The following is a 25,944-nucleotide window of genomic DNA, read 5'->3' as shown; positions in this document are numbered from 1 at the left end:
CTAACAGTAGCGCTTATCTTTATGGGAAATAACCGACATGACACCACCACTCATCGATACCACAGCAGCACTAGCAGTAACGCCAAACCGCTTAACGCCCCAACAGCGCCTAGATAGCACGCTAAACCAGCTATCTACAGCGAGCACTTCATCACTATTATCAGATGCAGATCAAACGAGCATAAAAACAGGCGAGCTGGTTGAACCCATCCAGCGCATTAACACGGCGATGCGCGTTCATGGGCTAGAATTTGATGTTAGCGAGGAATCTTCACGGGTTGTGACGCGCGTAATTGACCGCGAATCTGGGGAGGTTATTCGTCAGATTCCTGCGGAGGAAGTACTCGCCATTGCCGAACGCCTAGAAGAAATACAGGGCCGCCTTATCTCGTTAGAGGTCTAAGGGCGAGAAAAGCGAGCGTTAAACAAGCACCATACGATGGTTTTATAATGGCGCCCATTTTCAAGAGAGCTAAAAGACGCTAAGGCTACAGGCAGTTACACCTGCATATTCATAACGTCGCGATAGGCAGTTACCAGACGGTTACGCACCTGCAGCCCCATTTGAAAAGCAACGCTCGCTTTTTGCATATCCACCATCACGTCGTTTAATGCGACATTCGGCTCACCCGCCTGGAAGGCCATGGCTTTCGTATCGGCAGCTTTCTGAAGGCGGTTAATGCGCTGAATTGAGGCTTGTAACTCGCTGCCAAAGCCACCTTGCCCTACGGCTGTCGAGACGTGTGTACCCTTCAACGGCTGTGATGCCGCCTGCGTGGCCAGCCCCTGCATTTGCTGAAGCGCTGCTTGGATAGCAGGTGTACTCATCGGCATGCCTCATCGGCTTTAAATGAAATAATGGGCAAAGCCTACCACTACTGGTAGCGCACTCATACGAACAAATACGCCCTAAAAGCCAAGCTTTTCGTTCATTTATGCTCGACACACCCCAGGATAATGGCGCCCATCACAATTCCGCCCCATTCTCTTGGCGGATAACCGCGATTGACGGATATAGCCTATGCCTTCTTTGGTGATGCGCCTGGGCCGACACCTGTTTTGCTTACCCCTATGGAGGGATGCATGAGTGAAATTGGTGCAACGGCAGGCCGTCAAAGTAACACGACACAAAGTGCCTCCCGTAGTAACTCAACAGACAGCGACGCAAAAAGTTCTTCACCGACTGAGCGCTTGCTAAAACAGTTACGCGGTAACCCATTGGTCATTCTACTGATCGCAGGGGCTGCTTCAATTGCCGTGGTGGCAGCACTTTTCATGTGGGCAAGTAGCCCAGAATACCGCGTTCTCTACAGCAATCTTAATGAAGCCGATGGCGGACGGATTATTGCCGAACTTGATAGCCGCGCCGTGCCCTATCAGTTTAGCGCAGGCGGCCAGGCGCTGCTTGTGCCTAGCGATCAGATTCATACACTAAGGCTACAGCTTGCCGAGCAGGGCTTGCCCCGGGGCGGCAACGTCGGCCTTGAGTTAATGGATACCCAAGCGTTTGGCATTAGCCAGTTTGCTGAGCAGGTAAATTACCAGCGCGGTCTGGAAGGCGAGCTTGCCCGCTCGATGGAGTCGCTCGGCCCAGTCGAGCGCGTTCGCGTGCACCTCTCTTTAGCCAAACCGTCTGTGTTTATTCGTGACCGCGAGCCAGCCAAAGCCTCGGTCATACTCACCTTGCTACCCGGCCGAGTGCTGGGTGAAGGTCAAGTAAGTGCCATTGTGCATATGGTTTCCAGTAGCGTGCCTGAACTAGCCGCGCAAGACGTCACGATCGTCGATCAAAACGGTCGGCTGCTGTCTGCTGATACCACGCGAGGGAGTGACCTTGATGGGACTCAGCTTGAATATATAGCGGAAGTCGAACGCTCCTATCAGCGACGCATCGAGCATATTCTTACCCCCATTTTAGGCAGTACGAATGTCCGCGCTCAGGTTGCTGCGCAAATTGATTTTTCACGTCGCGAGCAAACCTCGGAACGCTACGGCCCTAACCAGCCCCCGAATGAAGCGGCCGTACGTAGCCGCCAGCTTAGCCTCTCTTTCGATGGTGATGATCCCTTAGCGAGTGGAATTCCTGGTGCATTAAGCAACTCCCCACCCGGCACAGCCCCCTCTCCCATCAATCAGCCTGATGGTGAAGAAGGCGAGGAAGAGGTGCCGCCGGAGGCACTGCGCAGCCTGCGTCAAGAAGACGTGGTCAACTATGAGGTTGACCGCAGCGTTGAGCATGTGCAGCAACGACTCGGCCAAATTGAGCGGCTTTCAGCGGCGGTTGTGGTTAATTATCGTGATGTGATCAATGACGAAGGTGAGCTTGAACGGGTTGCGTTAACCGATGTTGAAGTCGCTCAGATTGAGCGCTTGGTACGCCAGGCTATGGGATTTTCTCAAGTACGTGGCGATCAGGTTGAAGTGGTGAACTCACCCTTCGCCGACACCCGCGAGGAAATGACTGAGACTGTATGGTGGAAGCAGCCAGAGACACTTGCAATGGCAGGTACGCTAGGGCGTTATTTGCTAGTTGCCTTGGCGGCACTGTTGATTTACCTACTGATTCTGCGCCCCTTAATCAAGCGCTATACACAGCCCCCGGTAACGGCGCCTACAGCGACACCTGGTCGTACGCTTAGCACCAGCGTGGGCGATGAAGACGATGAGAGTGACGATGAAGCGGAAGGTGATGATGACGATACCTATAGCGACAAACCCAAGCGTCGTCGTAAAACATCACTGTACGAACATAATCTCAATGACCTACGCGAAATGGCTCAGGAAGATCCTCGTATGGTCGCCATGATCATTCGTAGCTGGATGAATAATAATGAGTAGCGAAACGGCTAACATGACAGGCGCTCGCAAGAGCGCCATCCTTCTCCTAGCGCTGGACGAAGACAGTGCAGCGGAGGTCTTCAAATACCTAAATGCTAGTGAAGTACAAGATATCAGTATGGAGATGGCGCGCCTGAATCAAGTATCCCATGAGGATATGAAGGCTGTGCTTGAAGCATTCCACCGTGAAACCGAAGAGTTTGTGGCGCTCAACCTTAATTCTAGCGAACACATCCGCTCAGTACTTACCAAAGCACTGGGCAGCGAGCGCGCCTCTAGCCTGATTGAAGACATATTAGAAACCGCTGGTGGCAACTCAGGCATTGATGCGCTCAACCTGATGGAAGCCTCCATGGTGGCTGAGCTTATCCGCGATGAGCACCCCCAGATCATCGCGACTATCTTGATCCATTTGGACCGCCATCAAGCAGCCGATATTCTTGAATTTTTTGAAGAGAAACTGCGCAACGATGTGGTGCTGCGTATTGCAACATTTAGTGGCGTACAGCCCGCAGCCTTGCAGGAGCTAACCGAGGTTCTAACCAGCATGCTGGATGGACAAAACCTTAAACGCAGCAAAATGGGCGGCGTAAGAACGGCGGCCGAGATTCTCAACCTGATGAACTCGTCCCAAGAAGAGACGGCTATCGAAACCGTTCGCGCCCACAGCGAAGACTTGGCCCAAAAAATTATCGACGAAATGTTCCTTTTCGAGAACCTACTCGACCTGGACAACCGCGCTATACAGATGGTGCTGCAAGAAGTCGAAACCAACTCTCTGGTGGTGGCGCTCAAAGGCGCTCAGGAAGCCCTGGTCGACAAGTTCCTGCGCAACATGTCTCAGCGCGCTGCCGACCTGGTTCGCGAAGATATGGAAGCACGCGGCCCAATACGCGTCTCACAAGTCGAAACGGAACAAAAAGCAATCTTGCAAGTGGTGCGCCGCTTAGCTGATTCCGGTGAAATCGTCTTAGCCGGAGGAGATGACGAGTATGTCTAATTCGTCGTCAGAATTTGACCGCCATAGCAGCTGGCAGCGCTGGCAAATGGATGAGCTTCCCGCCTCCAACCAAGGCAGCGACCAAGCGACCAGCGGCCCCACCGCGCATCAACGCAAAGTGCTGGCCGCCCAAAAAGCGGCTGAGCAGGCTCATCAGCGCGAACAGCAAGAGCGTCAGGCACTCTATGAGCGTCTTCGCCAAGAGGCTGAAGAAGCCGGCTATCAGGCAGGTTTTCAACAAGGCATGGAAGAAGGTACGGCAAAAGGTCTGGAAGACGGTCGTTTGCAAGCCCAGGATGAACTGCAAGAGCAATCTCGCTTAGCGATAGCGCCTTTGAATACCCTGGCAAAGCAGTTTTCAGAGGCACTGGAACGCATTGACGACACTATCGCGCATGATCTTGTTGAACTCGCACTAGCGACAGGCAAGCAGTTGGCAGGCAAAGCCTTACAGGAAACACCCGAGCAGATACTTAATATCGTGCGTGAGCTTTTACACACCGAGCCGCCTCTGGTGGGCCAGCAGCGCTTATGGTTAAACCCTGACGATCACAGTTTGGTAGAAACGCATCTGGGCACAGAGCTCAGCGCGGCCGGCTGGAAGTTACAGCCTGACGATCAATTAGCTCGGGGTGGCTGCCGAATTACTAGCGCCCAAGGCGAGCTGGATGCAACCTTTGAAAGTCGTTGGCATGCCATCCAGTCGCAGGCTAGAAAGCGCCATTCATCTAACACTGCGTCTTAATAGGCGAACACGTAATGAATGACTCCACCTGCCCTCACCAGCATCGCTGGCATAAAGCCATCCGCCGTACCACACAGCGGGTAAGCCATTTGCCATGCCATCGCAGCAGCGGCCGCGTAACGCGAGCGACAGGGATGGTCATTGAGGTAGTCGGGTTACGTGTGGCCGTCGGAAGCGCTTGTCGTATCGAGCTCCCTGGGCCGGACGGCCGCCTGACCGATAGCCATAAACATGCAGAAGCTGAAGTCGTTGGGTTCGCAGGCGATAAGCTGTTTTTAATGCCATTGGAAGAGATTTCGGGATTAATGCCCGGTGCCCGGGTCTCTCCCCTGGGAGATGGAAGTGGCCACAGTGCACGACGCTTTCCCATTGGCGATGAACTGCTGGGTCGTGTATTAGACGGTAACGGTAATCCGCTGGATGACCGCGAGGGCCTTGAAGATGTGCCCCATGCCACGCTTAGCTCAGCCCCCCTTAATCCGCTATCACGAGCGCCTATTGAGGATCAGATTGATGTGGGCATTCGCGCAATCAATGCGCTTTTAAGCGTCGGCCGTGGCCAGCGAATGGGGCTTTTTGCAGGCTCGGGGGTAGGTAAATCGGTGCTGTTAGGCATGATGGCACGTTATACCAAAGCCGATGTGATTGTTGTCGGGCTAATCGGTGAGCGTGGCCGAGAAGTACAAGATTTTATTGATCATATTTTAGGGCCTGAAGGCCGTCGTCGCTCGGTTGTAGTGGCCGCGCCAGCGGATACCTCGCCACTTCAGCGGCTACAAGGGGCAGCTTATGCAACGCGCCTTGCCGAAGGCTTTCGTGATGCCGGCCGCAATGTGCTGCTAATTATGGACTCATTAACACGTTACGCCATGGCCCAGCGTGAAATTGCTCTCGCTATTGGTGAGCCTCCCGCGACAAAGGGCTATCCGCCTTCCGTGTTTGCCAAGCTGCCAGGCCTTGTTGAACGGGCCGGCAATGCTGAGCGCGGCGGTGGCTCGATTACAGCTTTTTATACCGTTCTTACCGAAGGCGATGACCAACAGGATCCGATTGCCGACTCGGCCCGGGCGATTTTGGATGGTCATATTGTGTTATCACGCGGTTTAGCCGAAGCCGGCCATTACCCAGCGATTGATATCGAGGCTTCGATCAGTCGCGCCATGACGGCGATTACGACACAAGAGCAGCTACAAGAGGCCCGCGTTTTCAAGCAGATGTTTTCCCGCTATCAGCGCAATCGCGACCTGATTAGCGTTGGTGCTTACAGTCCAGGACACGACCCAAGACTTGACGAAGCGGTGAATCTTTTTCCCGCGCTGGAGCGTTTTCTTCAACAAAATATTGATGAGTGTGCAACGCTTGAAGACTCACACCAAGCACTGCATGCCGTGGTGGGAGGCCGCACATGAGCCATTCGCAACTCGAAATGTTAACGGGCTTAGCCAAAGATGCCCGCGACCAAGCAGGTAAACTGCTTGCCCATGAACGACAAACTGAGCAGCAGACCGCCTCTCAGTTACAATCACTTAGCCAGTATCGCGCCGAATATGCCGAGCGATTGCAAAAGGCGATGAGCGAGGGTATCGACCCTGCCACGATGTACAATTATCAGCAGTTTTTAGCCTCGCTTGATGCGGCATTAAGCCGTGCCCGCCAAGCGTTAATTGCTCAACAACAGCGTGTCCAGCAGAGCCAGCAACACTGGCAGCAAGAGCAGCGTAAACTCTCCTCCTACGATACACTGGCGACGCGTCGGCTATCAGAAGAGCACCGCCGCCTTGAGCGCCATGAGCAAAAAACCAACGATGATCTGGTGACGGGCCGCTTGGCTCGCCAGCGCAATGAGAAACCGCATTAGCGGCGCCGAGGAACGGTATATGAATATACAATTATTGCTTTCGGGGGCTCAAAGCCAAGGTGCCTCCTCGGTAACCAAGCAGACGTTATACAGTACCTTGGAATCGTCTCAAGGCGCCTTTCGCCAGGCGCTTTCTCAAGCTGCCAACGCGCCGTCAAACGCTTCTCAAACGCATCAGACCAGCGATCCAGCCGCTATAACAGCTCAACCGTTGCAAGCACTTGGCTTTGAATTTAGCGAACAATCACTTGCCTCGCTATTATCAGGGGAAAGCTATGCGGGCGAGGGGTTGACACCGCTTGATGAAATTGCAGCCCGCATGGACCTGGTTGCCTTGTTCGCCGAGATACCGGCTGCTGACGCACAGCTTGAGAAAACCCCGACGCTGGAAACGCTTATCCAACAGCTCAACCTGGGTGAGGATCAAGTTGCAGAGCTTCTGGGCGCACTCGGCATACGTCATCAAGCCGACCAAGCATCGGGGCTTACAGAGTCGCTTGCAAGCCTTAGCGAAGAGCACGCTGACCAACTGATTAGCGCATTAAGCATCTTGTTGGCGGCGCCTCAGAATAGCGTTGCTCTTCAAACATCTGCTGCACCGACTCAATTAATGAATAGCCAGAGCGCGTTTAATCAGGGCCCGCCGCCCCTCCTTCATGCCACTCCAGCTGGCTCGCCAAATCAGACCACTGCGCCGGTAAACGGCCAAGAATTTCTGACACAACTTGGAGCGCTGGCACCCGCAACGCAGGCAGATAGTCAGGCCATGTTGTCTGTCCTTGAAGATCGCGATCCATCGTTACGCGCAAGCCCAATAGCCACGGCACTGTCAGGGCACACAGCACTTGGCAATACCTCCTCCATAGCAGCACCGGGAGTTCCCACCGCACAGGCTTCAATAGGCACGTCTGTTAACAGCCCCGCCTGGCCTGCGCAGCTTGGCCAACAGCTTGTGCAGTTCGCTCAGCGCGGTGGAGAGCAACAGGTGAAAATGCAACTGCATCCGGCGGAGCTTGGTCCTCTTTCGATCACTTTAAAAGTAAGTGAGCAGGGCACGCAGGCGCATTTCTTGGCGTCTCATATGCAGGTTCGTCAGGTTATTGAGCAAGCGATACCTCAGCTACGTGAAGCGCTTGCGGAGCAGGGCATTTCATTAGGAGAAACGTCCGTTGGCGAACAGCATAGCTCCAATGAGCAAGCCTTTGCCCAAAACGGCAATTCAGCCACTTCAAATGGCAGCGGTGGCGTCTCCGAAGCGGACAGTGACTCAGTGACGCCTGCGGCGGAAAATCATTCTATAACGCTTGATGGCCGAGTTGATCTTTACGCTTAGCGGCAGCGAAATTGATAGCAACTTACGATTTAGATACGTAGAAAACAGCTAAACCAAAAGATAGGCTCGCCAAGCGAGCCTGTTCATTTCATCACTCACAGCCATATTAGGCATAATGCGTAATCAGTGGCATGTGTAGCGATTATGGGAACGAAACGAGAAATGGCTGAAAAAAGCGGCGGCTCCAAAAAACTGCTCTGGATAATGATTGTTCTAGTGCTCCTCTCTTCAGCGGGCGCGGCTGCCGCCATTTATATGGTGCTCGACCAGCGAGATGGCCATAGCGCTGACGAAGGAACCCAGCCAACAGCAGAGCGCGAACCACCTGTTTTTACCCGCATTGACCCCTTTACGGTCAATCTCGCCGATGACAGCTATGGGTCTCGCTTACTATATACAGGCATCACGCTGCGTGTAGGTAATGAGGAAAGCAAAGCAATTATCGAAGAACATATGCCTCAGGTGCGTAGCCGGCTACTGATTTTACTGTCGGGTAAACAGGCCAGCGAACTTACCTCGGTTGAAGGCAAAGAACAGCTCGCGCAGGCTATTATCAGCCGCCTCGGCGTTCCTTTAACGGAAAACCAGCCGCCGCTTGATTTACGCGAAGTGCTGTTTACCGAATTTATTGTGCAATAAGCCGGGAACTGGAGCCGTTCATGTCGCAGGACGATCTACTGTCCCAGGAAGAAATTGACGCCTTATTAAAAGGTGTCAGTGGTGATGATGAGCCATCGCCTTCAGCATCGCCATCACAGGATGAGGCGCGCATTCGCCCTTATGATCCCTCAACGCAACATCGGGTCATTCGTGAGCGGCTGCATGCACTCGACTTTATCAATGAGCGCTTTGCCCGCTACTTCCGAAACGGTTTATTTAACTTGATTCGGCGCAGCGCCGATATCACGGTTGAATCCGTTCGCTATCAAAGTTTTAGCGAGTTCTCACGCAATGTTCCGGTGCCGACCAACCTGAACCTTGTGTCAATGAAGCCCTTGCGCGGTTCTGCACTCGTTGTGTTTCCACCCAATCTTGTGTTTATGGTAGTGGATAACTTATTTGGCGGCGATGGGCGCTTTGTCACCAAGTCAGACGGTCGTGAGTTTACCAATACAGAGCAGCGCATTATTCACCGCCTACTGAACCTGGCCATCGATGCCTATCAGGAAGCGTGGAAAGTCGTGTATCCGCTTGATGTTAATTTTATGCGCTCTGAAGTGCAGTCCAAGTTTGCCAACATCACCAATTCCCCCAACGAAATTGTAGTTAATACCAAGTTCAACATTGAGGTGGGCAACCTCTCAAGCAATTTCCAGATCTGCATGCCTTACGCCATGATTGAGCCTTTACGAGACCTGCTGGCCAACCCTATCAATGATAGTAATCACGACCATGACGGCACTTGGTCCCGCCGTATGGCCAGCGAGTTACGTCAATCTGAAGTAGAGCTTGTAGCGGAGTTTGCCCAAATACCTAGCCGTATTGCGCACGTGATGGGGCTCAAGCAAGGCGACGTATTACCGTTAGATATCCCCAATACGATAACCGCTCGTGTTGATGGAGTCCCCGTCATGGAATGCGAATATGGCAGCCAGCGTCAGCAGCATGCGCTGCGCGTACTTCACATGATCGACCATGCCGCTATGAATAACGTATCGTCAAAGGACTTTATTAAAGGTTCGACGCGACAGAAAGCCAAGGAATCCAAAGCATGACTGATCCCAACAAACCCGATCAAAATGTCTCCGATGACGATTGGGCGGACGCCATGTCTGAACAAGCAGAGAACCCAGCCACTAACGATGTCGCCGACGAGGAAGATCCATGGGCGGCGGCGATGGCCGAACAGGAAGCAGCGGAAGAGCAACCCGCACCTAGCGACGCGGCACCTGACACTTCAACAGCCAAAGCGGCAAGCGACGATATCTTTCGCCCTCTCAGCGCCATAGGTGAAAGTGCGCAGGCGCGTGATCTTGAAATGATCATGGATATTCCGGTCAAGCTTACCGTTGAGCTTGGCCGTACAAAATTAACGATCAAGCAACTACTTGAGCTAGCGCAAGGGTCTGTTATCGAGCTTGACGGGCTAGCGGGTGAACCCATGGATATCCTGATTAACGGCTATTTGATCGCACAGGGTGAAGTCGTCGTTATTGAAGACAAGTACGGTATCCGTATTACGGAAATCATTACTCCTTCCGAGCGCATTCACAAGCTTAATCGATGAGCGCTGAAACAACCTCACTCCCAAGCGGCGCGCTAGAGTCGCTTAGCGATAGTGGCGATGCGTTTATCGGCATGGCCATGCTAGGCAAGACTGCCGCGGCGCTGGCATTTGTTATTGCCATGATTCTGCTTTGCACGGCACTTTTAAAACGCTGGCAGAACGTGCGCCCCCAACAGGGCGCTCGGCTTCGCGTTATCACCAGCACTGCAGTTGGAAATCGCGAGCGTGTCGTGGTGGTGGAAATCGAAGATACCTGGCTGGTCCTTGGGGTAAGCGGTGGGCGAATTACCAAGCTACACGAGCGCCCAGCCCCAGAAGAGCGCCCACCCGATGACTCTCCCGCCCCTGATGCTCCACGCTTTTCACAGCGGCTTTCTCAGGCGCTGGTAAAAAACCGGCGCAGAAGTACGCGCGACGACCCCCACCAAACACCATGAGGCATAGGATGCACTCCTCTCGGCCCTACTGGCAGTCTTGGCTGCTGTTTGGCATTGCGATTACGCTTTGTATACTGGTTAATCCCGCGCACGCACAGCAATTGCCAGGCATTATCTCGCAACCGCTTGAGGACGGTGGTCAGCAGTGGTCGCTATCACTTCAAACGCTGCTGTTTTTAAGCTCGCTGGCTTTTTTGCCCGCAATGCTACTGATGATGACCAGCTTTACCCGAATTATTATCGTCCTTAGCCTTCTTAGAACGGCGATGGGTACACAGGCAACGCCGCCTAATCAGGTACTGTTAGGTATTGCTCTCTTTTTGACCTTTTTTATTATGTCACCCGTTCTGGCCCAGGTGTACGACACTGCCTGGCAGCCTTTATCCAACGAAACCATTAATTTTGAAGAGTTTTTGGTGCGGGCCCAACTACCATTTCGTGAATTTATGCTGGCTCAGACGCGAGAACCCGACCTGGCTCTGTTCGTGCGCTTAGCAGATGTAGGCCCCCTACAAGGCCCTGAAGAGCTTCCTTTCAGGGTGCTTCTACCTGCCTTTGTTACCAGTGAGCTTAAAACTGCATTTCAAATTGGGTTTACTGTTTTTATTCCTTTTTTGATTATCGATTTAGTCGTGGCCAGTACGTTAATGGCACTCGGCATGATGATGGTGCCCCCGGTGACGATCTCACTACCGTTCAAATTAATGCTTTTTATATTGGTTGACGGTTGGCAGTTAATCATTGGCTCACTAGCCCAAAGCTTTTATGTTATTTAAGTGCCGCATTAAGCGGCAAGGAGCAATCCAATGACTCCTGAAATGGTGATGAGCATGGCTTACCAGGGCATGCGTGTAACGCTGTTTCTTGCAGGGCCTATACTACTGGCGGCACTCTTCACAGGCTTGATCGTCAGTCTCTTTCAAGCGGCCACGCAAATTAACGAAATGACGCTGACCTTTATTCCTAAAATTCTGGCGGTGTTTGCTGTCTTGGTACTCGCAGGCCCATGGCTGATTAGTTTGATTACTGATTTTACTACCCGGCTGTTTAGCAACATTCCCAACATGGTGATGTAATCCCATGGTGGATATCACCTTTGCGCAGCTGCAAGGCTGGTTAATAGCCTTTCTATGGCCCTTTGCGCGCATTACGGCGTTCATGGCCGCTTCTCCGCTTTGGGGACACTCAAGTATCCCCAACCAGGCGAAAGTAGGGCTCGCCGCGTTAGTTACCATTGTCATTGCTCCCATTCTTCCTGCCATGCCAAATGTGGCCATTATGTCGTGGGCAGGGGTCGGCATCATGGTGGAACAGATGCTTATCGGGCTAGCCATGGGGCTGGTGATGCATATTGTGTTTGCTGTTGTTCAGGCGGCCGGGGAGTATATTGGTTTGCAGATGGGGCTAGCATTTGCGACCTTTTTTGATGCTTCAAGCGGCACCAACATCATGGTGCTTTCGCGTATTTTATATATGATTACGCTGTTGATGTTTTTAGCGTTTAATGGCCATTTAATGGTACTTGAAACGCTGATTATGAGTTTTGTGACCTTACCCATTGGCATAGGAGGCTTAAACCCTGGCGCCTTTGAGCTTCTTGCCCGTTACGCAGGCACTATATTTGCCTCCGGCATGTTACTGGCATTGCCACTGGTAGGCGCCCTGCTGATTATTAACCTGGCGCTCGGCATTCTTAACCGCTCCGCCCCCCAACTTACGGTTTTCAATATCGGCTTTCCCACCTCATTAACTGTAGGTATTACTCTTTTAATGGTATTGATGAACGATATCGGACGTTTTTTGCAGTCTCTCTTTAGCCAAGCGCTTGGAATGATGCAAACCTTAATAGAAACAATGGCACCCATAAACTAAAGCCCCTATATCAAAGCCCCCATGCCTAAAAGGCACAGGGGCTTTAAATAGCGATGTCTATCTGTGGCTTACAATTACATATAGTCGAACAGAGACATACCTTTAATATCGACAAATGCTTTTTGCGATGCCTGCAAGCCAACCTGACGCAAACTGTACTCAGAAATCGCCTCGGCGTAATCAAGATCGACTAAATCTGATAATGTCTGCGTATAGTTCATCATTCGGTTGCTACCAACTGCATCAATAACATCCAGCTCATTCAGCCTTGCACCAGCAGAGGCACGTACCGTCAATACGTTATCCAGTGCGTTATCCAAATCGCGCATTGAGGTATTCAAGGTATTGCGCAGTTCCGCTCGCTCACTGGTACTTTCGGCTGGGGTTTCCAATACACGAATAGCCGACTCTAGCGTTTTAAACAGATCCGGTTCGCGCTGATCGCTGCCTGCCTGGGCGACTAAAATTTGGTCACCTGACTGCGGCTGGCCTTCTAATGAGACTTTCACTCCGCCGAACGAGAGCTGCTGTGTATCCGTGCCACCAGTATAGGGCTGATCAACATGCTCCTCTACGTTAGACCAGGCATTTGTGGCTTCGTCAAAACGCTGTACTGTATAGGTGGGCGCATCCTCCGTTCCCCCGAAGGCGACACGGTAGTCATCCCCATAATTGTCATCGCTAACGTCTGTGACCTGGGGGCCACTAAAGGTCACGCTACCCGTGTTGCGTGTGCCATCTTCTTTGACAGCTTCTGCAATATAGCCAGCACCACTGGGCACACTTTGGAAAATAGTTTTACCATTTTCGGTAACAGGCATTAAGCGGGAGGCGTCAACCTGCTGCTGACGACCATTGACATCGCCACTATATTCAACATTACCTTCAGCCGTTTTAACAAAAGGCGGCGCATTATCTTTATAGCCACCAAACAGATAGCGTCCATTGCCATCGGTAGCATTAGCCTGGCCAATCAGCGTTTCATAAACCCCTTTTAGCTCACTGGCAATCGACTCACGGTCAGCGTTGCTTAGGGTATCGCTGGAAGCCTGGATTAGCAGTGTTTTGGCACTAGTGACCGCATCACTCACGCTGTTTAATATGCTTTCTGTCTGAGAAAGCGAATTGCGAGCAGAAACGCGCGAGTCCGCATACTGCTCTGTGATGGCGATCGACTGATCAACACCAACGGCACGTGATGCCGCCTGCGGATCATCTGAAGGATTTACCACCCGACGACCGCTGGCGATCTGCTGGCTCACCTTTAAGAAATCGCTCTGCTGGCGGTTCATGGACGCCGTGCTTTGCTCAAACATGGTAACGGTACTAATACGCATAATTTAAGCTCCAGAATTAGCCGCGCAGGTTCAAGATGGTATCCATAATGGTGCCCGCCGTATCAATGACACGAGCGTTAGCCATATAGTACTGCTGGTAACGAATCAGGTTGGCGGCCTCTTCATCCAGGTTAACGCCCGACTCAGACTGCTGAACAGCACGCAGCTGATCGGTTAGGCCTTGGCGCGCATCCAGGTTGACCTGAGTAATATTAGTGCGGTTACCGACATCGCTGACAATCGATGCATAAGCACCGCTCACGGAAGCGGAGCCACCCACCACGGACTTGCTCTGCAGTTCTTGCAGGGCCAATGCGTTACGGTTATCGCCAGTGGCTGCGATAATGTTCTGGCTGACGGTTAACGTTGCCGTTGCATCCTCGTCTGGGAGTTCATCCAGCGTAAAACTGATGCCATCAATAACAACAGCATCTCCAACTGATAACTTATCTTCAGATGCATCAAAGACTGCACCGTCAACGGTGATTCTTGCTTCAGGCGTCAGTGTCAGCGTACCTTCCTCATCCACCTTTAGCTGATATTGCTTATTCTCAGAAAAAGCGCCGGATGCTGTGCTTAACTCGCTAACATCTAAATTGCCCGTGCTTTTAAATGAGTTAAGCGGGCTGCCGCCTTGGTCATCAAGCCCCGCATCACCAGCGGCTATTTTGTCCACATCAGCAATATTAACTTCCATTCCGTTACCGGCACGGCGTACAGGCTGGATTTCGAAACGGTCGCCGGAGCGCGCACTACCGTTAAATTCAACACTGATACCGCCAAATTTCAACTCATTACCGTTATCCCAAGATTCTTGATCAAACGCTACGACTTGCCCACTATCATTACGTGTAACGACAGGCGCATTGTCTTCAAAACGAACGGTGTAATCAGTTGCCTTAAGCTGGTCGATATTGGCGGCGTCAAATGTCACCGTCACATCAGCATTACCGATATTTTTCTCGTTGGCGTAACCTTGTGGCGCACGTACGGAGAAAAAGTCACCGCCCTGCTCACCATCCAGATCTACGCCTTTTTTATGCTGCTCGTTAAACGCAACGGATAGCGAAACAGCTAGTTGGCCAATCTGATTTTGAGTTTTGTCCAGCGTTTCTGAGCGGAAGGACATTAACCCACCTAACGCACCACCTTTGATCGTTGACTCGTCTAGCTTCGTTAAATTATTACCACCATCACGATAACCGACTACCGTACGCTGTGGGTCAGAATCAGCTTTCACTGCTTCAAGTTGGAATGAGTTTGTTCCCGTTACCAGTGGCTGGCCATTGGGCAAACTAATGTTATAGGTTTTGCCGTCTTGAATATTTAGACGCAGATCCATCCGCTCGTTAAGATCGGAAACCATTTTATCGCGCTGGTTAAGCAAACTATTAGGCGCTTCGCCTGTTCGCGCACGAGCCAAGGCAATCTCTTTATTTAAGCCCGCAATCTGCTCTGTCGTATTATTGATCTGGGTAACTTCGTCTTTGATTTGGCTATTGATATTGCTCTGCATATCCTGCAGATAGCCATCAAAAGAACGGAACTGAGCACTCAATGTATTGGCTGTACCTAATACGCCTTGCCGAGCGGCGGGGTCAGACGGCGAGCTTGCAAGATCTTCCAGCGAAGAGAAGAAACCCTGCATCAACGGCGATAAGCCAGCTGCTCGGTCGGCCAGCAGATTATCGATTTGCGAAACCTGATTGTTATAGGTCTCAAGCGCACTCGATTGTGTTTTCGCATTGTTTAGCTGGTTAGCGACATAAATATTGAACTGTCGCTCAATAGCATTGACTTGAACACCGCCACTCACACGTCCTTCGCCCAGCTGGGTGAGTTCGCGGTTATAGCCGGGAGTAAAAATATTACTAATATTGTTACTGGTGGTGTTGAGGGCATTCTGGGCGGCATTAAGGCCGCTTAAGCCAACAGAAAACATGCTCATGGTTCATATCCTTGGGCCGATGGATAATTTATCGGCAGCGCCCTGAAAAACTTGAGCCCCGTTAGCGCGAATCAGCTAAGAAAGTACTCTGTGTTACTGGCCCCATGGTATTCATGACGGCGACCAATTTTTGTGCATAGCGCGGGTCAGTTGCATAACCACCCTGCTGCAGGGCATGGGCTGCCTGCTCGGCATTAGCAGCCTGCACAACACCAGCATAGCGAGGATTATTACCGATCAGGTTGGCATAGTCGGTAAGCGAATGTTCAAACGAATCATATACCCGGAACGTATCAACGACCTGGGTACGCCGACCGTTAATATATTCGTGAGTCACGATATCCGTTGTCTCGCCCTGCCAGTGGCTACCTGCCTTGATTCCAAACAGGTTATGGCTATTGCCTCCCCGATGAGTCGGTATTTCATGCCGCCCCCAGCCGGTTTCAAGCGCCGCCTGAGCTAGAATAAGCTCTGCAGGCACTCCGCTGGCCGCACTGGCAGCTTGAGCGGGTACCGCTAGTTTTTCCATAAATCGCTGCACGTGATCAGGCGCATTGACTGTTGTTACCGGAGCATTAATAGTGATCGGCTGGCTTTCTTCGACGATGGTGCCCTGACGTATTGCTTCAAGCTCGCTCAAGAATCGGCTAGTGGCTTGAGCGCCTACAGCACGCTCATCTTGAGGCTGTAGCGCCCCATCCAGCACGCGAGGCGTACCACGAGGGATGCCCGCAATTAGCGTTTGTAGCTCTTGGTCAGCGTTATTAGCGTTACCTACAACGCCTTGGCGCTTTAGCTGGTCTACCAACACATCGGCTAACCCCATACCTTTAGACGCAATTACCTGTGACCACTGTTGGTCCAACATCTGTTGGTAGGTATCGGTCGTGCTACTGCTCAGTAAACCGGAGGTGGGGATGGCGTCACGCATACTCTTCATCATCATTTGTACGAAAAGCGCTTCAAACTGCTGGGCGGCCGAATGCACACCGGCTTCAGGGTCCATTCGAGCGGTATGCTGCAAGCGCTGAAAGCCCTGCACATCGAGTGCAAACTGGCTGGTCATGTCATTGGAAATACTCATCAGATGACCTCCAGCTCAGCGCGAAGCGAGCCGGACGCTTTCAGCGCTTCCAGAATCGACATCAGATCCTGCGGCGTGGCACCCAGCGCATTCAAGGCGTTCACTACTTCATTAAGCTGCGCACCTTCAACAATCTGAAGATAGGCCTCCTGCTGCTCGATATTAATATCGGCATCCGGCACCACCACGGTTTGCCCCTGCCCTAAGGGCGCTGGCTGACTCACACCAAAGCGCGTATCAATCATGATCGACAGGCTGCCATGGGCAACCGCAGCCTGGCGCAGCGTCACGGCGCTGTTCATCACCACAGAGCCCGTGCGCGAATTAAGCACCACACGCGCTGGGGCTTCTGTGGGCGTGACCTGAACATTCTCGACCCGCGCCATGAAATTGACCCGCGCGTTAGGGTCAAGCGGGCCATCCAAAGCGATCACACGGCCATCGCGAGCATAGGCAACCGACTGGCCAAACTCGCTATTAATGGCCGTTACCATGCGCTGCACGGTACCAAAGTCAGCATCGTTCAGCTGCAGCTCCAGTAAGCCGCCATTGCCCCCCAGGTTCAACGGCACCTCACGTTCAACCAGCGCTCCGCCGGGGATACGCCCTGAGGCCTGCTGGTTGATCTGAACGCTACTACCACCGGCCTGGGCACCCGCACCACCTACCAGCATATTGCCTTGGGCAATCGCATAGGTATCACCATCAGCCCCCTTCAGCGGCGACATCAAGAGTGTACCGCCGCGCAGGCTACGCGCGTTGGCAATCGACGAAACGACAATATCTAGACGCTGGCCGGGGCGCGAAAAGGGGGGAAGATCAGCGGTTATCATGACGGCCGCTACGTTACGCAGCTGCATATTGGTACCCGGCGGGATAGTCACGCCCAGCTGTGACAGCATGTTCGTCAAGCTCTGGCCGGTAAACGGTGCCTGAGTCGTTTGGTCACCGGTGCTGTCCAGGCCCACGACCAGCCCGTAACCCACTAGTTGGTTATCGCGCACGCCGGCAAAGGTGGCCAGCTCGCGGATGCGTTCAGCATGGGCCGGAAAGGCAAGCAGGCACACAAGCAGAACGCTACCTAGTTGAGCTAGCTGTCTTTTAATGGATTTAACACCGTTTAGCCGCATTGCCATCACTCTAGATTACTCTGCTGTTTGGTTTTTCCAGACATCGCTAGAAAGGCGAAACATTTAGGAAAAAGCGCTGCAGCCAACCCATATGCTGCGCTTCATTGATATAGCCATCGCCAACATACTCGATGCGGGCATCCGCGACTTGTGTTGATGGCACCGTATTCTGTGTCGTTATCGTTCGGGGGTTAACCACGCCCGAGAAACGAATAAATTCGGTTCCCTGGTTGATGGCTATCTGCTTCTCCCCTCTGACTCGCAAGTTGCCGTTATTCATGACTTCCAGTACGGACACCGTGATGGTGCCGGTGAAAGAGTTCGTCGCTTGCGCCCCGCCGCCACCGGTAAAATCACTGGCACCCGAAACATCAAAACCATATTCGGCCAGGGTATCCAGTACATCCGGTAATTGCGCCAGTGTCAGCGAAGAGCTACCTGCCCGGGCCGCGTTGGTACTAGCATTTTTGCTTGCACTTACCTGCTCATCCAGCACGATGGTGAGGATATCGCCCATGGCTCTAGGTCGGCGGTCTTCAAACAATGGCTGATAGCCACGCCGCGACTGGTAGATGGACCCATTGGCAACAGGCGGCGGACGATCCACGATATCAATCTGCTCCTGCTCGCCCACAACTGAGGCGCGGGGTATCTGCGCGCAGCCAGCGGCCAGCAATATAAAAAACAGCAAAGCGATGACGCCTAGCCGACGGCTAACGTAGTGAAATTCCCGCATGGCTCAATAAACCTCAACGCGCACTTATAACTGGCTTAAGCGTGCCAGCATTTCATCGCTGGTAGATACCGCTTTACTGTTAATCTCATACGCACGCTGTGTCTGAATCATGCTGACCATTTCTTCTACGACATTCACGTTTGAGGTTTCAACATAGCCTTGAAACAGGCGTCCAGCGCCATTATTACCGGGTGCATTTTGGTTAGGGGCTCCCGATGCGCCGGTTTCCAGATATAAGTTGCCGCCCACGCTTTCTAAGCCGGCCGGATTAATAAACGACGCGACGTTGATTTGGCCAATATTAGCATCCTGGGCTATTCCTGGCTGACGAACGCTGACCGTACCATCTTCGCCAATAGACACCGACAGCGCATTTTCAGGAATAAAAATAGCAGGCTCTAACGGATAACCGTTTGCCGTCACCATCTGGCCATTTTCATTGAGCTGGAAGCTACCATCTCGGGTGTAGCCGTTAGTCCCATCAGGTAGTAATACCTGGAAGAAACCTTCACCGTTAATGGCAATATCACGCGAATTGCCGGTTTCTTCCAGGCCGCCTTGGGTATGTAGTCGCTCCGTGGCGACAGCACGCACTCCCGTGCCTACCTGCATACCTGAAGGCAGACGGTCCTGAATATTATTCTGCGCGCCAGGCTGGCGCATGTTCTGATACAGCAGATCTTCAAAAACCGGACGTGAGCGCTTGAATCCATTGGTGCTGACGTTGGCCAAGTTATTGGAGATAACGTCCAGCTTCGTCTGCTGAGACTCCAGCCCCGTCTTGGCGGTCCACAAAGAAGTAATCATGAGAATTCGTGTTCCCTTGGGTAAGCGGCTAGGGTTTAGCCCTGAATAGAGAGAATACTGTTGGCGCGCTGAGCATTTTCATCAGCGGTGCTGAGCATTTTCATTTGCATGTCGTAGCGCCGGGCAACATCGATCATCGATACCATGGCATCCACGGCGCTGACGTTGCTGCCCTCAAGTGCACCACTGACCAGGCGAGCGTTCTCGTCGCCTGGAAGGGCACCTGCCACGCCCTCTTCATTGAGGGGGCCACGAAACAGGCCATCATCGCCACGCGTCAGCGCGAGTTCATCAGGCGTTACCAGCTTGATACGGCCAACTTCAACCAACGCTTCAGGGCCTTCACCTTCGGGAATGGCACTGATCGTACCATCAGCGCCGATGGATACCTGAGCACCTTGAGGCACAGCAATCGGACCACCGTCTCCCATAACCGGCCGCCCGACGTTAAGCAGTACGCCATCGCTGTCTAGCTGGAGGTCACCGCGCTTGGTGTAGGTTTCAGTGCCATCGTCTGCCAATACCGCCATCCAGGCGTTGCCCTGCATGGCTACATCCAGCGCACGGCCCGTAAACTCGACCGGCCCCTGGGAAAAATCGCTGCCCGGCGTCGTGGTTACTACTGACGTACGCGTTGCCAATAACGCCTCTCCCTGCACAGGCACAGAGCGTGCGGCCTGCAGCTGGGCACGAAACCCGGTAGTCGTCACATTCGACAGGTTATTGGTCACCACGGACTGCTGATCCATGGCGTGTTTAGCGCCACTCATGGCGGTATAAAGCATCCGATCCATACCACTTACTCCTTACAGAAATGACCCACTATTAAAGGTTAATAATGGTTTGCAGGAGCTCATCCTGGGTGCTGATAGTCTGTGAGTTAGCTTGGTAAGAGCGCTGCGCGACGATCATATCAACCAGCTCACGCGCCATGTCGACGTTAGAGGTCTCCGTTGCACTGGGCTGGATCATGCCACGTAAACCTTCGCCTGGCGCACCGACCAGCTCTTGTCCTGAAGAACCTGTTGCGGTCCAAAGATTATTACCTTCAGGTCGCAACCCTTCTGGATTACGGAACGTTACCAAAGCAACTTGCCCAGCGGCACGAGACTGCTCATTGGAATAGTTACGCATGACGGTGCCGTCATTCTCAAAAGTAATACCCACTAATGAACCAGACGTATACCCATCCTGGATAACGTCATTGACGGTCGAATTATTGGCAAACTGCGTACTACCTTCAAAACTAAGATCTATATCTAAGTTAGCGAGCGCGTTGCCTTCACCAAACTCAGTATCGTCAAATAGGGCGTTATTCGTATTATCCTCTTGCAAGACACCATTTTGATTAAATGTTAGCCCCCCTAGCGCAACGTCGTACGTTCCACTTCCCGCAGGCCCACCAGAGAGGCGTCCATTTACAGACCACTGGTTGTCAGCTGTTTTAGTAAAATACAACGCGAGATTTCGGGCATTACCCTGAGAGTCAAAAACGGTTGCATTTGTGGAGTAGTTATACGTGTTGGCATTTTCGGCATCGAAATCAGCATCAATGATCGGTTGACCTGAATTCAGGTTCAGGGAAACATTCAGGGCTGTCGATGCATTTGCAGGAAGGTCGCCTGGTGGAATATTCAAGGGGACAACATTGCCGCCCACTTGAACGTTGCCTTCTGCATCCGCCGGATACCCCATAAGCTGGGCACCTTGGGCATTAATTAAGCGACCATCCGCCGTCATGGTTAACTGTCCGTTGCGTGAATAAGCTGCTTCACCACTAGACTGTTGAAACCGGAAAAAACCTTCACCGGAAATCGCCAAATCCATATTACGTGACGTTGACTCTACGTTGCCCTGGCTAAAGTTCTGCAATACTGCAGATGTTCGTACACCTAGCCCAATGCGCGACTCTGCATACACATCAGCAAATTGCACGTTAGAGCTCTTGAAACCGACTGTTTGCGAGTTGGCAATATTATTACCAATCGCGCCTAACTTTTGCTGTTGCGCACTGAGACCGCTGAGTGCTTGTGAAAAGCTCATAATGTTCCCCTAAGAAAATTAGCGTTTAGCAGGTAATTACAGAATTTGTTTAATCTGATCAAGGGTGACCTGGCCATAGATCGCGCCAAGATCTAGGCGAACATTATCTCCACCGGTCCCAGGCGATACACCTTGTACCAGGGCATAGTTAAGCGCTCGAGACTCCATCAACTCGCCTTCTGCATTCGTGGCCTTGAAATTAACGTTGTAGGCACCTGCCGGTACTGCGGCACCATCGTTCGTCAATCCGCCCCAGCTAAAGGATTCAACACCTGCCGCCACCGCGCCCAGGTCCTTGGTATAAAGCACCTCACCTGCCTTGCTGGTAACCGTGACGACAACTTTTTCAGCGGCTGAATCCAGCTCAATACCAAAAGGCGTTGCGTAAGAGCCGTTCTCTTCATCAACACTGACCATCACATTATTGCCAGGCACCAATACCGCTTTATCGATCAACCCAGCTGCCTGCAAGGCTTTCGCCGCATCCATCTGCTGAGTAATGCCTTCAAGCGTGGAGTTAAGCTCTTCGATCCCGCTTACGGTATTAATTTGAGCCAACTGCGACGTCATTTCCGAATTTTCCATCGGCTTTAACGGATCTTGGTTTTGCAACTGGGTAATTAGTAGCGTCATGAAGCTATTTCTAAGCTCATCTGACTGCCGAGCTGAAAGGCCACTGGAGCCACCACCGCTGTTAATACTGCTAACGACGCTTGTATCAATATTATTCATGCTTATCCCTCACCCAGCGAAAGCGTCTGAATCATCATTTGCTTTGTCGTATTGAAGACCTCGACATTCGCTTGGTAGGAACGAGAGGCAGAAATCATATTAACCATTTCGTGTACCGGCTCTACGTTGGGTTTCGCCACGTAGCCGTCTTCGTCGGCGGCAGGATGATTCGGCATGTATTCAAGGCGCAAGGGAGAATCGTCTTCAACGATTTCGGAGACTCTCACGCCACCTACGCCGTAGCGGGTGTTTTGCGCCTGCGCTTCAAACATAACCTGCTTCGCGCGATACGTTTCACCATCTGGCCCTGCAATACTATCGGCATTGGCCATATTACTGGCGGTCACGTTCATACGTTGGGACTGAGCGCTCATGGCAGAACCGGCAACATCAAACGCTGAAAACATCGACATCATTTATCTCCTACGCAATCAGCCGGTTTATTCAGGCTGCATGGCGTTTTTCAGACCCTGGATACGGCGATTCATAATCGTAAGCGCCGCTTGGTAACGTACGGCATTGTCAGCAAATTGAGTGCGTTCACGATCCATATCAACCGTATTGCCATCTAGGCTGGGTTGGTCAGGAATCCGATATAGCAATTCCGTACTGCCTGCGCCTCGCCAAGCGGGGCCAGTGCCAGCCATATGCCGTTCAGAAGTACGCGATAGCGTTAAACCGCCGTTATTGTTTGGCTGGGATGCACCACCTTCAACGGCTTTTTTCAATTCGCTGGCGAAATCGATATCGCGCGCTTTATAGTTAGGCGTATCAGCATTCGCGATGTTGGCAGCCAATACTTCATGCCTTGATTGCCGCAAGCCTAACGCCTGCTGATGGTAGTTAAAGGCGGATTCTAATTGATCAATCATGCCAAGCCCTCGCTAGCTGGGAGGCAAAAATAAAATGAAATTTATTGAGGGTGGAGAATACGCGCCTGCCTGTCAGCTCAAAGCATGGAACAGCTAGTATTTACACCAGCATTTCGCCTGTTTCGTTTAATACTTTTTCGCTACACTCATCAGCTAAAGTTACACTCATTGGCTAAATTCGTTGTTTTTCCCTTCTGAGCTCCCACCATGTCATATCCGCTGCGCGTTACACGTCGCTGCTTGGCAGTGTTCAAGCGTTACTTTCTAATAGGCGCTTGTTTGTTTTGCTTTTCACATGCGTATGCCGATGATGCTCTTCTTCAACAAGTACATCAGTTTCTGTATCAGCAGACCCAATCACTGGGGGAAGAGGTTGTGATTGAGCTACGCCCGCCTTCACCACATCTCCCCCCCTGTGTTCAACCGGAGCCTTTTCTGCCTAATGCGGGCCAATCCCCTATTGGCCGCGTCTCGGTAGGGGTCAGGTGTGGTGAGACACACCAGCAGGTGCGCTACCTGCAGGCGCAAATAGATGTTATTGGCAGCTACTGGGTAGCACAGCATGATATTGAACGAGGCACGTTAATTACGCCGGACATGCTTGTGCAGCAGAGTGGTAATTTGAGCAACCTTTCTTCTCAAGCACTCATCGATAAAGCGGAAATCGTCGGCAAAATTGCACAGCGCCAAATTCGAAGCGGCAGTGCTTTTCAAAATCATTTCCTGCAGGCACCTTCGCTTGTGGAACGCGGTCAGCGCGTTACGGTCATAGCACAAGGCAGCTCATTTCGTGTTTCGCGCGAGGGTGAAGCATTGGAGAGTGGCGCCCAGGGAGACCGAGTTCGTGTACGCTTTAATACACGCGAACTGGTGACTGCCCGCGTTATCGAGCCAGGTATTTTAATGGTGGATTTTTAATTATGTGTCTAAAGTTTTAACCATTAAGGCCGATAGCTAATATCACAGGCGCAGAATACACAGACGTTGACCATAAAGGCACACAACGTGAAAATTGATAATCTCAATTCACTGCTTCGCTCTAACCAAGCACAGCAGCGTGATGAAACACAGAAAGCGGGTGGCTCTAAACCAGTTGAAGCGAGCAGCTCAGCGCGTGAATCGACTCAGCTTAGCCACTCACAAGTCGACGAAACCTATGACGTCGACGTCGCGAAAGTGCAGGAAATTCGTGATGCCATCCGTGAAGGCCGTCTTGAAATGGACGCTGCCCGCATTGCTGACGGCTTAATTGCTAATCTTTCAGAGTCATAAGGTAAATTATTATGAGTCTTGCCCGTTTGCTTTCCGATCAACAGCAACGCCTTGATGAGCTAGTAGCTCTACTATCGCGTGAGCAAACGCTTCTAACGCCGGGTGATATTGATGGTGCAGCACTCGCCAATGTTGCAGAAGACAAGCAAGCACTACTGACAGAGATTGAGCGTATTGAAACACTGCGTCGCAGTGTTCAAAAACGTCTTGGCTATGAAGATAGTGCCAAGGGAGCCAGTGCGGCCGCTCAGGATGCAGGCTGCCAAACGGCCTGGGCAACGTTACTTGAAAAGAGTGAACGGGTTGCGCGCATGAACGAACTGACTGGGCAAATGCTTTCAGTACGCATGAAGCATAACCAGGACATGTTGAACTACATTCGCCAAATCGCAGAGAAAACACTGTATAAACCCGATGGCCGTAATAATGCTCAACCGGGAAGAATCAACGCATCAGCGTAACTATTTTCTTCAATACAGATAATCTGCTCTAAACTCCTTCTAGACAAATATCCAGCGTGCAACTTGAATGAGAGCCAACTTCCTCTATTAGGCTTATTTATGCTGGACTACCTTCCTGACCGCTACACGGTTTTAGTTACCGGCGCCTCTGGTGGCATTGGTCATGCCGTATTACAGCACCTTTTGTCCTCTTCTCAAGTGGGCCTTATTATTGCCGTTAGTCGTCAGCCACTTGATATTGCCGATGAACGTGTCACTTCACTCCCATTGGATGTAACTACTGAGGAAGGGCGCTTTGCACTGAGGGAAAAACTAAACGGGCAGCCAGTACATCTGTTTTTTAACGCCATCGGCTTACTGCATGATGACACTCAGCACCTTCAACCCGAAAAGCGGCTAGATCAATTGACTGCTGGTAACCTGCAGGCTCTCATGCACGTTAATGCCTTTACGCCAGCTTTACTGATCGCTGCGTTATCAGCGTCTTTTAAAGGGACGCACGCCTGTATTGTTGCCAGCCTATCCGCCAGGGTTGGCTCCATCACAGACAACCAACTCGGGGGCTGGTATAGCTATCGAGCCAGCAAAGCAGCGCACAACATGTTGCTCAAAACGGCGGCGATTGAATTAAAAAGGCTTAACAAGGCGTCAATAGTCTTATGCCTACATCCAGGCACAACCTGCACACCTCTCTCAGAGCCGTTTCAGTCCCGGGTGCCTAACGAAAAGCTGTTTACTCCCGGCTTCGTTGCTAGTCAGCTATTGGATGTCATTAACAAGCGCACCCCAGAAGAAAGCGGTAGCTTTTGGGACTGGGCAGGCAAACCTATTGAGTGGTGAGTGGTGAGTGGTGAGTGGTGAATTATAAGCAAAAAAAATCCCCCGAGGCGCAAGCCCCGGGGGATTTTTCATAATAAGTGCCTGACGATGACCTACTCTCGCATGGGGAGACCCCACACTACCATCGGCGCTAAGCGGTTTCACTACTGAGTTCGGCAAGGGATCAGGTGGTTCACGCTCGCTATGGTCGTCAGGCGTAACTTTCAATGTCTATCATGCTGACGTATTTTGTGTCGTCTCTCGTGCCAAGCGGTTTTCTCGCTCAGCGCGCGTATCCGGTATTCATCGTTATCACTGCGACCAGACCCCTTGGGTGTTATAGGGTCAAGCCTCACGGGCCATTAGTACACGTTAGCTCAACACCTTGCAGTG

30 protein-coding genes and 1 rRNA gene are annotated in these 25,944 nt (G+C 52.0%); 18 read left to right on the top strand and 13 right to left on the bottom strand.

The annotated features are described in order from the left end of the window. Positions 1-37: 37 nt before the first annotated feature. On the top strand, positions 38-403 hold the full coding sequence (locus INT33_RS06725; RefSeq protein WP_192536438.1) for a flagellar protein FlaG: 366 nt from the start codon (positions 38-40) through the stop codon (positions 401-403). A 95-nt stretch (positions 404-498) separates the two neighbouring features. On the opposite strand, the gene fliE is transcribed toward INT33_RS06725, so the two are convergent. Further along, on the bottom strand, positions 499-828 hold the full coding sequence (gene fliE, locus INT33_RS06720) for a flagellar hook-basal body complex protein FliE (protein ID WP_192536437.1): 330 nt from the start codon (positions 826-828) through the stop codon (positions 499-501). 255 nt (positions 829-1,083) lie between these two features. Between fliE and fliF the strand changes: the two genes are divergently transcribed. The 13 genes from fliF to fliR all read left to right on the top strand — a co-directional run bounded on the left by fliF (position 1,084) and on the right by fliR (position 12,310). Further along, a complete protein-coding gene (fliF, locus tag INT33_RS06715; protein ID WP_192536436.1) occupies positions 1,084-2,838 on the top strand; it encodes a flagellar basal-body MS-ring/collar protein FliF in 1,755 nt (584 codons plus the stop codon). Continuing rightward, complete coding sequence (fliG, locus tag INT33_RS06710; RefSeq protein ID WP_192536435.1) at positions 2,831-3,838, top strand: flagellar motor switch protein FliG; 1,008 nt, start codon at positions 2,831-2,833, stop codon at positions 3,836-3,838. The genes fliF and fliG overlap by 8 nt, the downstream gene beginning before the upstream one ends. Next, a complete protein-coding gene (locus INT33_RS06705; RefSeq protein WP_193091480.1) occupies positions 3,831-4,583 on the top strand; it encodes a flagellar assembly protein FliH in 753 nt (250 codons plus the stop codon). The genes fliG and INT33_RS06705 overlap by 8 nt, the downstream gene beginning before the upstream one ends. 14 nt (positions 4,584-4,597) lie before the next feature. After that, positions 4,598-5,992, top strand: coding sequence for a flagellar protein export ATPase FliI (fliI, locus tag INT33_RS06700; protein WP_192536433.1), 1,395 nt, complete (start codon positions 4,598-4,600; stop codon positions 5,990-5,992). Beyond that, positions 5,989-6,441 (top strand): flagellar export protein FliJ, encoded by a 453-nt coding sequence (fliJ, locus tag INT33_RS06695; RefSeq protein ID WP_192536432.1) that lies wholly within the window; start codon positions 5,989-5,991, stop codon positions 6,439-6,441. The genes fliI and fliJ overlap by 4 nt, the downstream gene beginning before the upstream one ends. 19 nt (positions 6,442-6,460) lie before the next feature. Continuing rightward, positions 6,461-7,774, top strand: a complete 1,314-nt coding sequence (locus INT33_RS06690) for a flagellar hook-length control protein FliK (RefSeq protein ID WP_226940102.1) — start codon at positions 6,461-6,463, stop codon at positions 7,772-7,774. Between the two features lie 162 nt (positions 7,775-7,936). After that, complete coding sequence (fliL, locus tag INT33_RS06685) at positions 7,937-8,413, top strand: flagellar basal body-associated protein FliL (RefSeq protein ID WP_192536555.1); 477 nt, start codon at positions 7,937-7,939, stop codon at positions 8,411-8,413. Positions 8,414-8,433: 20 nt separating this feature from the next. Next, the gene (gene fliM / locus INT33_RS06680; protein ID WP_192536430.1) at positions 8,434-9,489 is read left to right on the top strand and encodes a flagellar motor switch protein FliM; all 1,056 of its coding nucleotides are present in this window, start codon (positions 8,434-8,436) and stop codon (positions 9,487-9,489) included. Then, positions 9,486-10,001, top strand: a complete 516-nt coding sequence (fliN, locus tag INT33_RS06675) for a flagellar motor switch protein FliN (RefSeq protein ID WP_192536429.1) — start codon at positions 9,486-9,488, stop codon at positions 9,999-10,001. The genes fliM and fliN overlap by 4 nt, the downstream gene beginning before the upstream one ends. Beyond that, entirely contained in the window at positions 9,998-10,438 is a 441-nt protein-coding gene (gene fliO / locus INT33_RS06670; RefSeq protein WP_193091478.1) for a flagellar biosynthetic protein FliO, read from the top strand. Before fliN ends, fliO begins: the two co-directional genes overlap by 4 nt. 8 nt (positions 10,439-10,446) lie before the next feature. Then, entirely contained in the window at positions 10,447-11,214 is a 768-nt protein-coding gene (gene fliP / locus INT33_RS06665; protein ID WP_192536427.1) for a flagellar type III secretion system pore protein FliP, read from the top strand. Positions 11,215-11,244: 30 nt separating this feature from the next. Beyond that, positions 11,245-11,514 carry a flagellar biosynthesis protein FliQ gene (gene fliQ / locus INT33_RS06660; protein WP_018917813.1) on the top strand — a complete coding sequence of 90 codons (270 nt, stop codon included), beginning with the start codon at positions 11,245-11,247 and terminating at the stop codon, positions 11,512-11,514. Positions 11,515-11,518: 4 nt separating this feature from the next. After that, positions 11,519-12,310, top strand: coding sequence for a flagellar biosynthetic protein FliR (gene fliR / locus INT33_RS06655; RefSeq protein ID WP_192536426.1), 792 nt, complete (start codon positions 11,519-11,521; stop codon positions 12,308-12,310). Positions 12,311-12,384: 74 nt separating this feature from the next. On the opposite strand, the gene flgL is transcribed toward fliR, so the two are convergent. The 11 genes from flgL to flgB form a co-directional block, all read right to left on the bottom strand. After that, positions 12,385-13,647, bottom strand: a complete 1,263-nt coding sequence (flgL, locus tag INT33_RS06650) for a flagellar hook-associated protein FlgL (protein WP_193091477.1) — start codon at positions 13,645-13,647, stop codon at positions 12,385-12,387. 16 nt (positions 13,648-13,663) lie between these two features. Further along, on the bottom strand, positions 13,664-15,595 hold the full coding sequence (gene flgK / locus INT33_RS06645) for a flagellar hook-associated protein FlgK (protein WP_193091476.1): 1,932 nt from the start codon (positions 15,593-15,595) through the stop codon (positions 13,664-13,666). Positions 15,596-15,656: 61 nt separating this feature from the next. Next, positions 15,657-16,679 carry a flagellar assembly peptidoglycan hydrolase FlgJ gene (flgJ, locus tag INT33_RS06640; protein WP_193091475.1) on the bottom strand — a complete coding sequence of 341 codons (1,023 nt, stop codon included), beginning with the start codon at positions 16,677-16,679 and terminating at the stop codon, positions 15,657-15,659. Beyond that, positions 16,679-17,809 carry a flagellar basal body P-ring protein FlgI gene (locus INT33_RS06635; RefSeq protein ID WP_192536422.1) on the bottom strand — a complete coding sequence of 377 codons (1,131 nt, stop codon included), beginning with the start codon at positions 17,807-17,809 and terminating at the stop codon, positions 16,679-16,681. Before INT33_RS06635 ends, flgJ begins: the two co-directional genes overlap by 1 nt. Before the next feature lie 46 nt (positions 17,810-17,855). After that, on the bottom strand, positions 17,856-18,545 hold the full coding sequence (locus tag INT33_RS06630; protein ID WP_018917819.1) for a flagellar basal body L-ring protein FlgH: 690 nt from the start codon (positions 18,543-18,545) through the stop codon (positions 17,856-17,858). Between the two features lie 24 nt (positions 18,546-18,569). Continuing rightward, complete coding sequence (gene flgG / locus INT33_RS06625) at positions 18,570-19,352, bottom strand: flagellar basal-body rod protein FlgG (RefSeq protein WP_018917820.1); 783 nt, start codon at positions 19,350-19,352, stop codon at positions 18,570-18,572. A gap of 35 nt (positions 19,353-19,387) precedes the next feature. Continuing rightward, on the bottom strand, positions 19,388-20,146 hold the full coding sequence (locus INT33_RS06620; protein WP_192536420.1) for a flagellar basal body rod protein FlgF: 759 nt from the start codon (positions 20,144-20,146) through the stop codon (positions 19,388-19,390). Between the two features lie 31 nt (positions 20,147-20,177). Then, positions 20,178-21,395 (bottom strand): flagellar hook protein FlgE, encoded by a 1,218-nt coding sequence (gene flgE / locus INT33_RS06615; RefSeq protein WP_192536419.1) that lies wholly within the window; start codon positions 21,393-21,395, stop codon positions 20,178-20,180. Between the two features lie 36 nt (positions 21,396-21,431). Continuing rightward, complete coding sequence (locus INT33_RS06610) at positions 21,432-22,127, bottom strand: flagellar hook assembly protein FlgD (protein WP_193091474.1); 696 nt, start codon at positions 22,125-22,127, stop codon at positions 21,432-21,434. A 2-nt stretch (positions 22,128-22,129) separates the two neighbouring features. After that, complete coding sequence (flgC, locus tag INT33_RS06605; protein ID WP_193091473.1) at positions 22,130-22,540, bottom strand: flagellar basal body rod protein FlgC; 411 nt, start codon at positions 22,538-22,540, stop codon at positions 22,130-22,132. A gap of 27 nt (positions 22,541-22,567) precedes the next feature. Further along, complete coding sequence (gene flgB, locus INT33_RS06600; protein WP_192536416.1) at positions 22,568-22,999, bottom strand: flagellar basal body rod protein FlgB; 432 nt, start codon at positions 22,997-22,999, stop codon at positions 22,568-22,570. A 279-nt stretch (positions 23,000-23,278) separates the two neighbouring features. On the opposite strand from flgB, the gene flgA reads away from it, so the two are divergent. The 4 genes from flgA to INT33_RS06580 all read left to right on the top strand — a co-directional run bounded on the left by flgA (position 23,279) and on the right by INT33_RS06580 (position 25,572). Further along, complete coding sequence (gene flgA / locus INT33_RS06595; protein ID WP_192536554.1) at positions 23,279-23,917, top strand: flagellar basal body P-ring formation chaperone FlgA; 639 nt, start codon at positions 23,279-23,281, stop codon at positions 23,915-23,917. A gap of 87 nt (positions 23,918-24,004) precedes the next feature. After that, complete coding sequence (flgM, locus tag INT33_RS06590) at positions 24,005-24,271, top strand: flagellar biosynthesis anti-sigma factor FlgM (RefSeq protein WP_192536415.1); 267 nt, start codon at positions 24,005-24,007, stop codon at positions 24,269-24,271. Between the two features lie 11 nt (positions 24,272-24,282). Then, a complete protein-coding gene (locus INT33_RS06585) occupies positions 24,283-24,732 on the top strand; it encodes a flagella synthesis protein FlgN (RefSeq protein WP_193091472.1) in 450 nt (149 codons plus the stop codon). Positions 24,733-24,831: 99 nt separating this feature from the next. Next, entirely contained in the window at positions 24,832-25,572 is a 741-nt protein-coding gene (locus INT33_RS06580) for an SDR family NAD(P)-dependent oxidoreductase (protein WP_193091471.1), read from the top strand. Positions 25,573-25,651: 79 nt separating this feature from the next. Here the strand turns inward: INT33_RS06580 and rrf are convergent. After that, positions 25,652-25,767, bottom strand: a 5S ribosomal RNA gene (gene rrf, locus INT33_RS06575). Positions 25,768-25,944: the final 177 nt, after the last annotated feature.

The sequence above is a fragment of the Halomonas colorata genome (genome assembly GCF_014897985.1).
Lineage (GTDB): Bacteria > Pseudomonadota > Gammaproteobacteria > Pseudomonadales > Halomonadaceae > Vreelandella > Vreelandella colorata.
Note: the sequence above shows the minus strand (reverse complement) of the source record. Positions and strands in the feature narration are given on the sequence as shown.

Bases quoted from the DNA above. Each gene is read 5' to 3' on its own strand.
- INT33_RS06725 (WP_192536438.1), top strand. From the start codon at position 38: ATGACACCACCACTCATCGATACCACAGCAGCACTAGCAGTAACGCCA.
- fliE (WP_192536437.1), bottom strand. From the start codon at position 828: ATGAGTACACCTGCTATCCAAGCAGCGCTTCAGCAAATGCAGGGGCTG.
- fliF (WP_192536436.1), top strand. From the start codon at position 1,084: ATGAGTGAAATTGGTGCAACGGCAGGCCGTCAAAGTAACACGACACAA.
- fliG (WP_192536435.1), top strand. From the start codon at position 2,831: ATGAGTAGCGAAACGGCTAACATGACAGGCGCTCGCAAGAGCGCCATC.
- INT33_RS06705 (WP_193091480.1), top strand. From the start codon at position 3,831: ATGTCTAATTCGTCGTCAGAATTTGACCGCCATAGCAGCTGGCAGCGC.
- fliI (WP_192536433.1), top strand. From the start codon at position 4,598: ATGAATGACTCCACCTGCCCTCACCAGCATCGCTGGCATAAAGCCATC.
- fliJ (WP_192536432.1), top strand. From the start codon at position 5,989: ATGAGCCATTCGCAACTCGAAATGTTAACGGGCTTAGCCAAAGATGCC.
- INT33_RS06690 (WP_226940102.1), top strand. From the start codon at position 6,461: ATGAATATACAATTATTGCTTTCGGGGGCTCAAAGCCAAGGTGCCTCC.
- fliL (WP_192536555.1), top strand. From the start codon at position 7,937: ATGGCTGAAAAAAGCGGCGGCTCCAAAAAACTGCTCTGGATAATGATT.
- fliM (WP_192536430.1), top strand. From the start codon at position 8,434: ATGTCGCAGGACGATCTACTGTCCCAGGAAGAAATTGACGCCTTATTA.
- fliN (WP_192536429.1), top strand. From the start codon at position 9,486: ATGACTGATCCCAACAAACCCGATCAAAATGTCTCCGATGACGATTGG.
- fliO (WP_193091478.1), top strand. From the start codon at position 9,998: ATGAGCGCTGAAACAACCTCACTCCCAAGCGGCGCGCTAGAGTCGCTT.
- fliP (WP_192536427.1), top strand. From the start codon at position 10,447: ATGCACTCCTCTCGGCCCTACTGGCAGTCTTGGCTGCTGTTTGGCATT.
- fliQ (WP_018917813.1), top strand. From the start codon at position 11,245: ATGACTCCTGAAATGGTGATGAGCATGGCTTACCAGGGCATGCGTGTA.
- fliR (WP_192536426.1), top strand. From the start codon at position 11,519: ATGGTGGATATCACCTTTGCGCAGCTGCAAGGCTGGTTAATAGCCTTT.
- flgL (WP_193091477.1), bottom strand. From the start codon at position 13,647: ATGCGTATTAGTACCGTTACCATGTTTGAGCAAAGCACGGCGTCCATG.
- flgK (WP_193091476.1), bottom strand. From the start codon at position 15,595: ATGAGCATGTTTTCTGTTGGCTTAAGCGGCCTTAATGCCGCCCAGAAT.
- flgJ (WP_193091475.1), bottom strand. From the start codon at position 16,679: ATGAGTATTTCCAATGACATGACCAGCCAGTTTGCACTCGATGTGCAG.
- INT33_RS06635 (WP_192536422.1), bottom strand. From the start codon at position 17,809: ATGCGGCTAAACGGTGTTAAATCCATTAAAAGACAGCTAGCTCAACTA.
- INT33_RS06630 (WP_018917819.1), bottom strand. From the start codon at position 18,545: ATGCGGGAATTTCACTACGTTAGCCGTCGGCTAGGCGTCATCGCTTTG.
- flgG (WP_018917820.1), bottom strand. From the start codon at position 19,352: ATGATTACTTCTTTGTGGACCGCCAAGACGGGGCTGGAGTCTCAGCAG.
- INT33_RS06620 (WP_192536420.1), bottom strand. From the start codon at position 20,146: ATGGATCGGATGCTTTATACCGCCATGAGTGGCGCTAAACACGCCATG.
- flgE (WP_192536419.1), bottom strand. From the start codon at position 21,395: ATGAGCTTTTCACAAGCACTCAGCGGTCTCAGTGCGCAACAGCAAAAG.
- INT33_RS06610 (WP_193091474.1), bottom strand. From the start codon at position 22,127: ATGAATAATATTGATACAAGCGTCGTTAGCAGTATTAACAGCGGTGGT.
- flgC (WP_193091473.1), bottom strand. From the start codon at position 22,540: ATGTCGATGTTTTCAGCGTTTGATGTTGCCGGTTCTGCCATGAGCGCT.
- flgB (WP_192536416.1), bottom strand. From the start codon at position 22,999: ATGATTGATCAATTAGAATCCGCCTTTAACTACCATCAGCAGGCGTTA.
- INT33_RS06585 (WP_193091472.1), top strand. From the start codon at position 24,283: ATGAGTCTTGCCCGTTTGCTTTCCGATCAACAGCAACGCCTTGATGAG.
- INT33_RS06580 (WP_193091471.1), top strand. From the start codon at position 24,832: ATGCTGGACTACCTTCCTGACCGCTACACGGTTTTAGTTACCGGCGCC.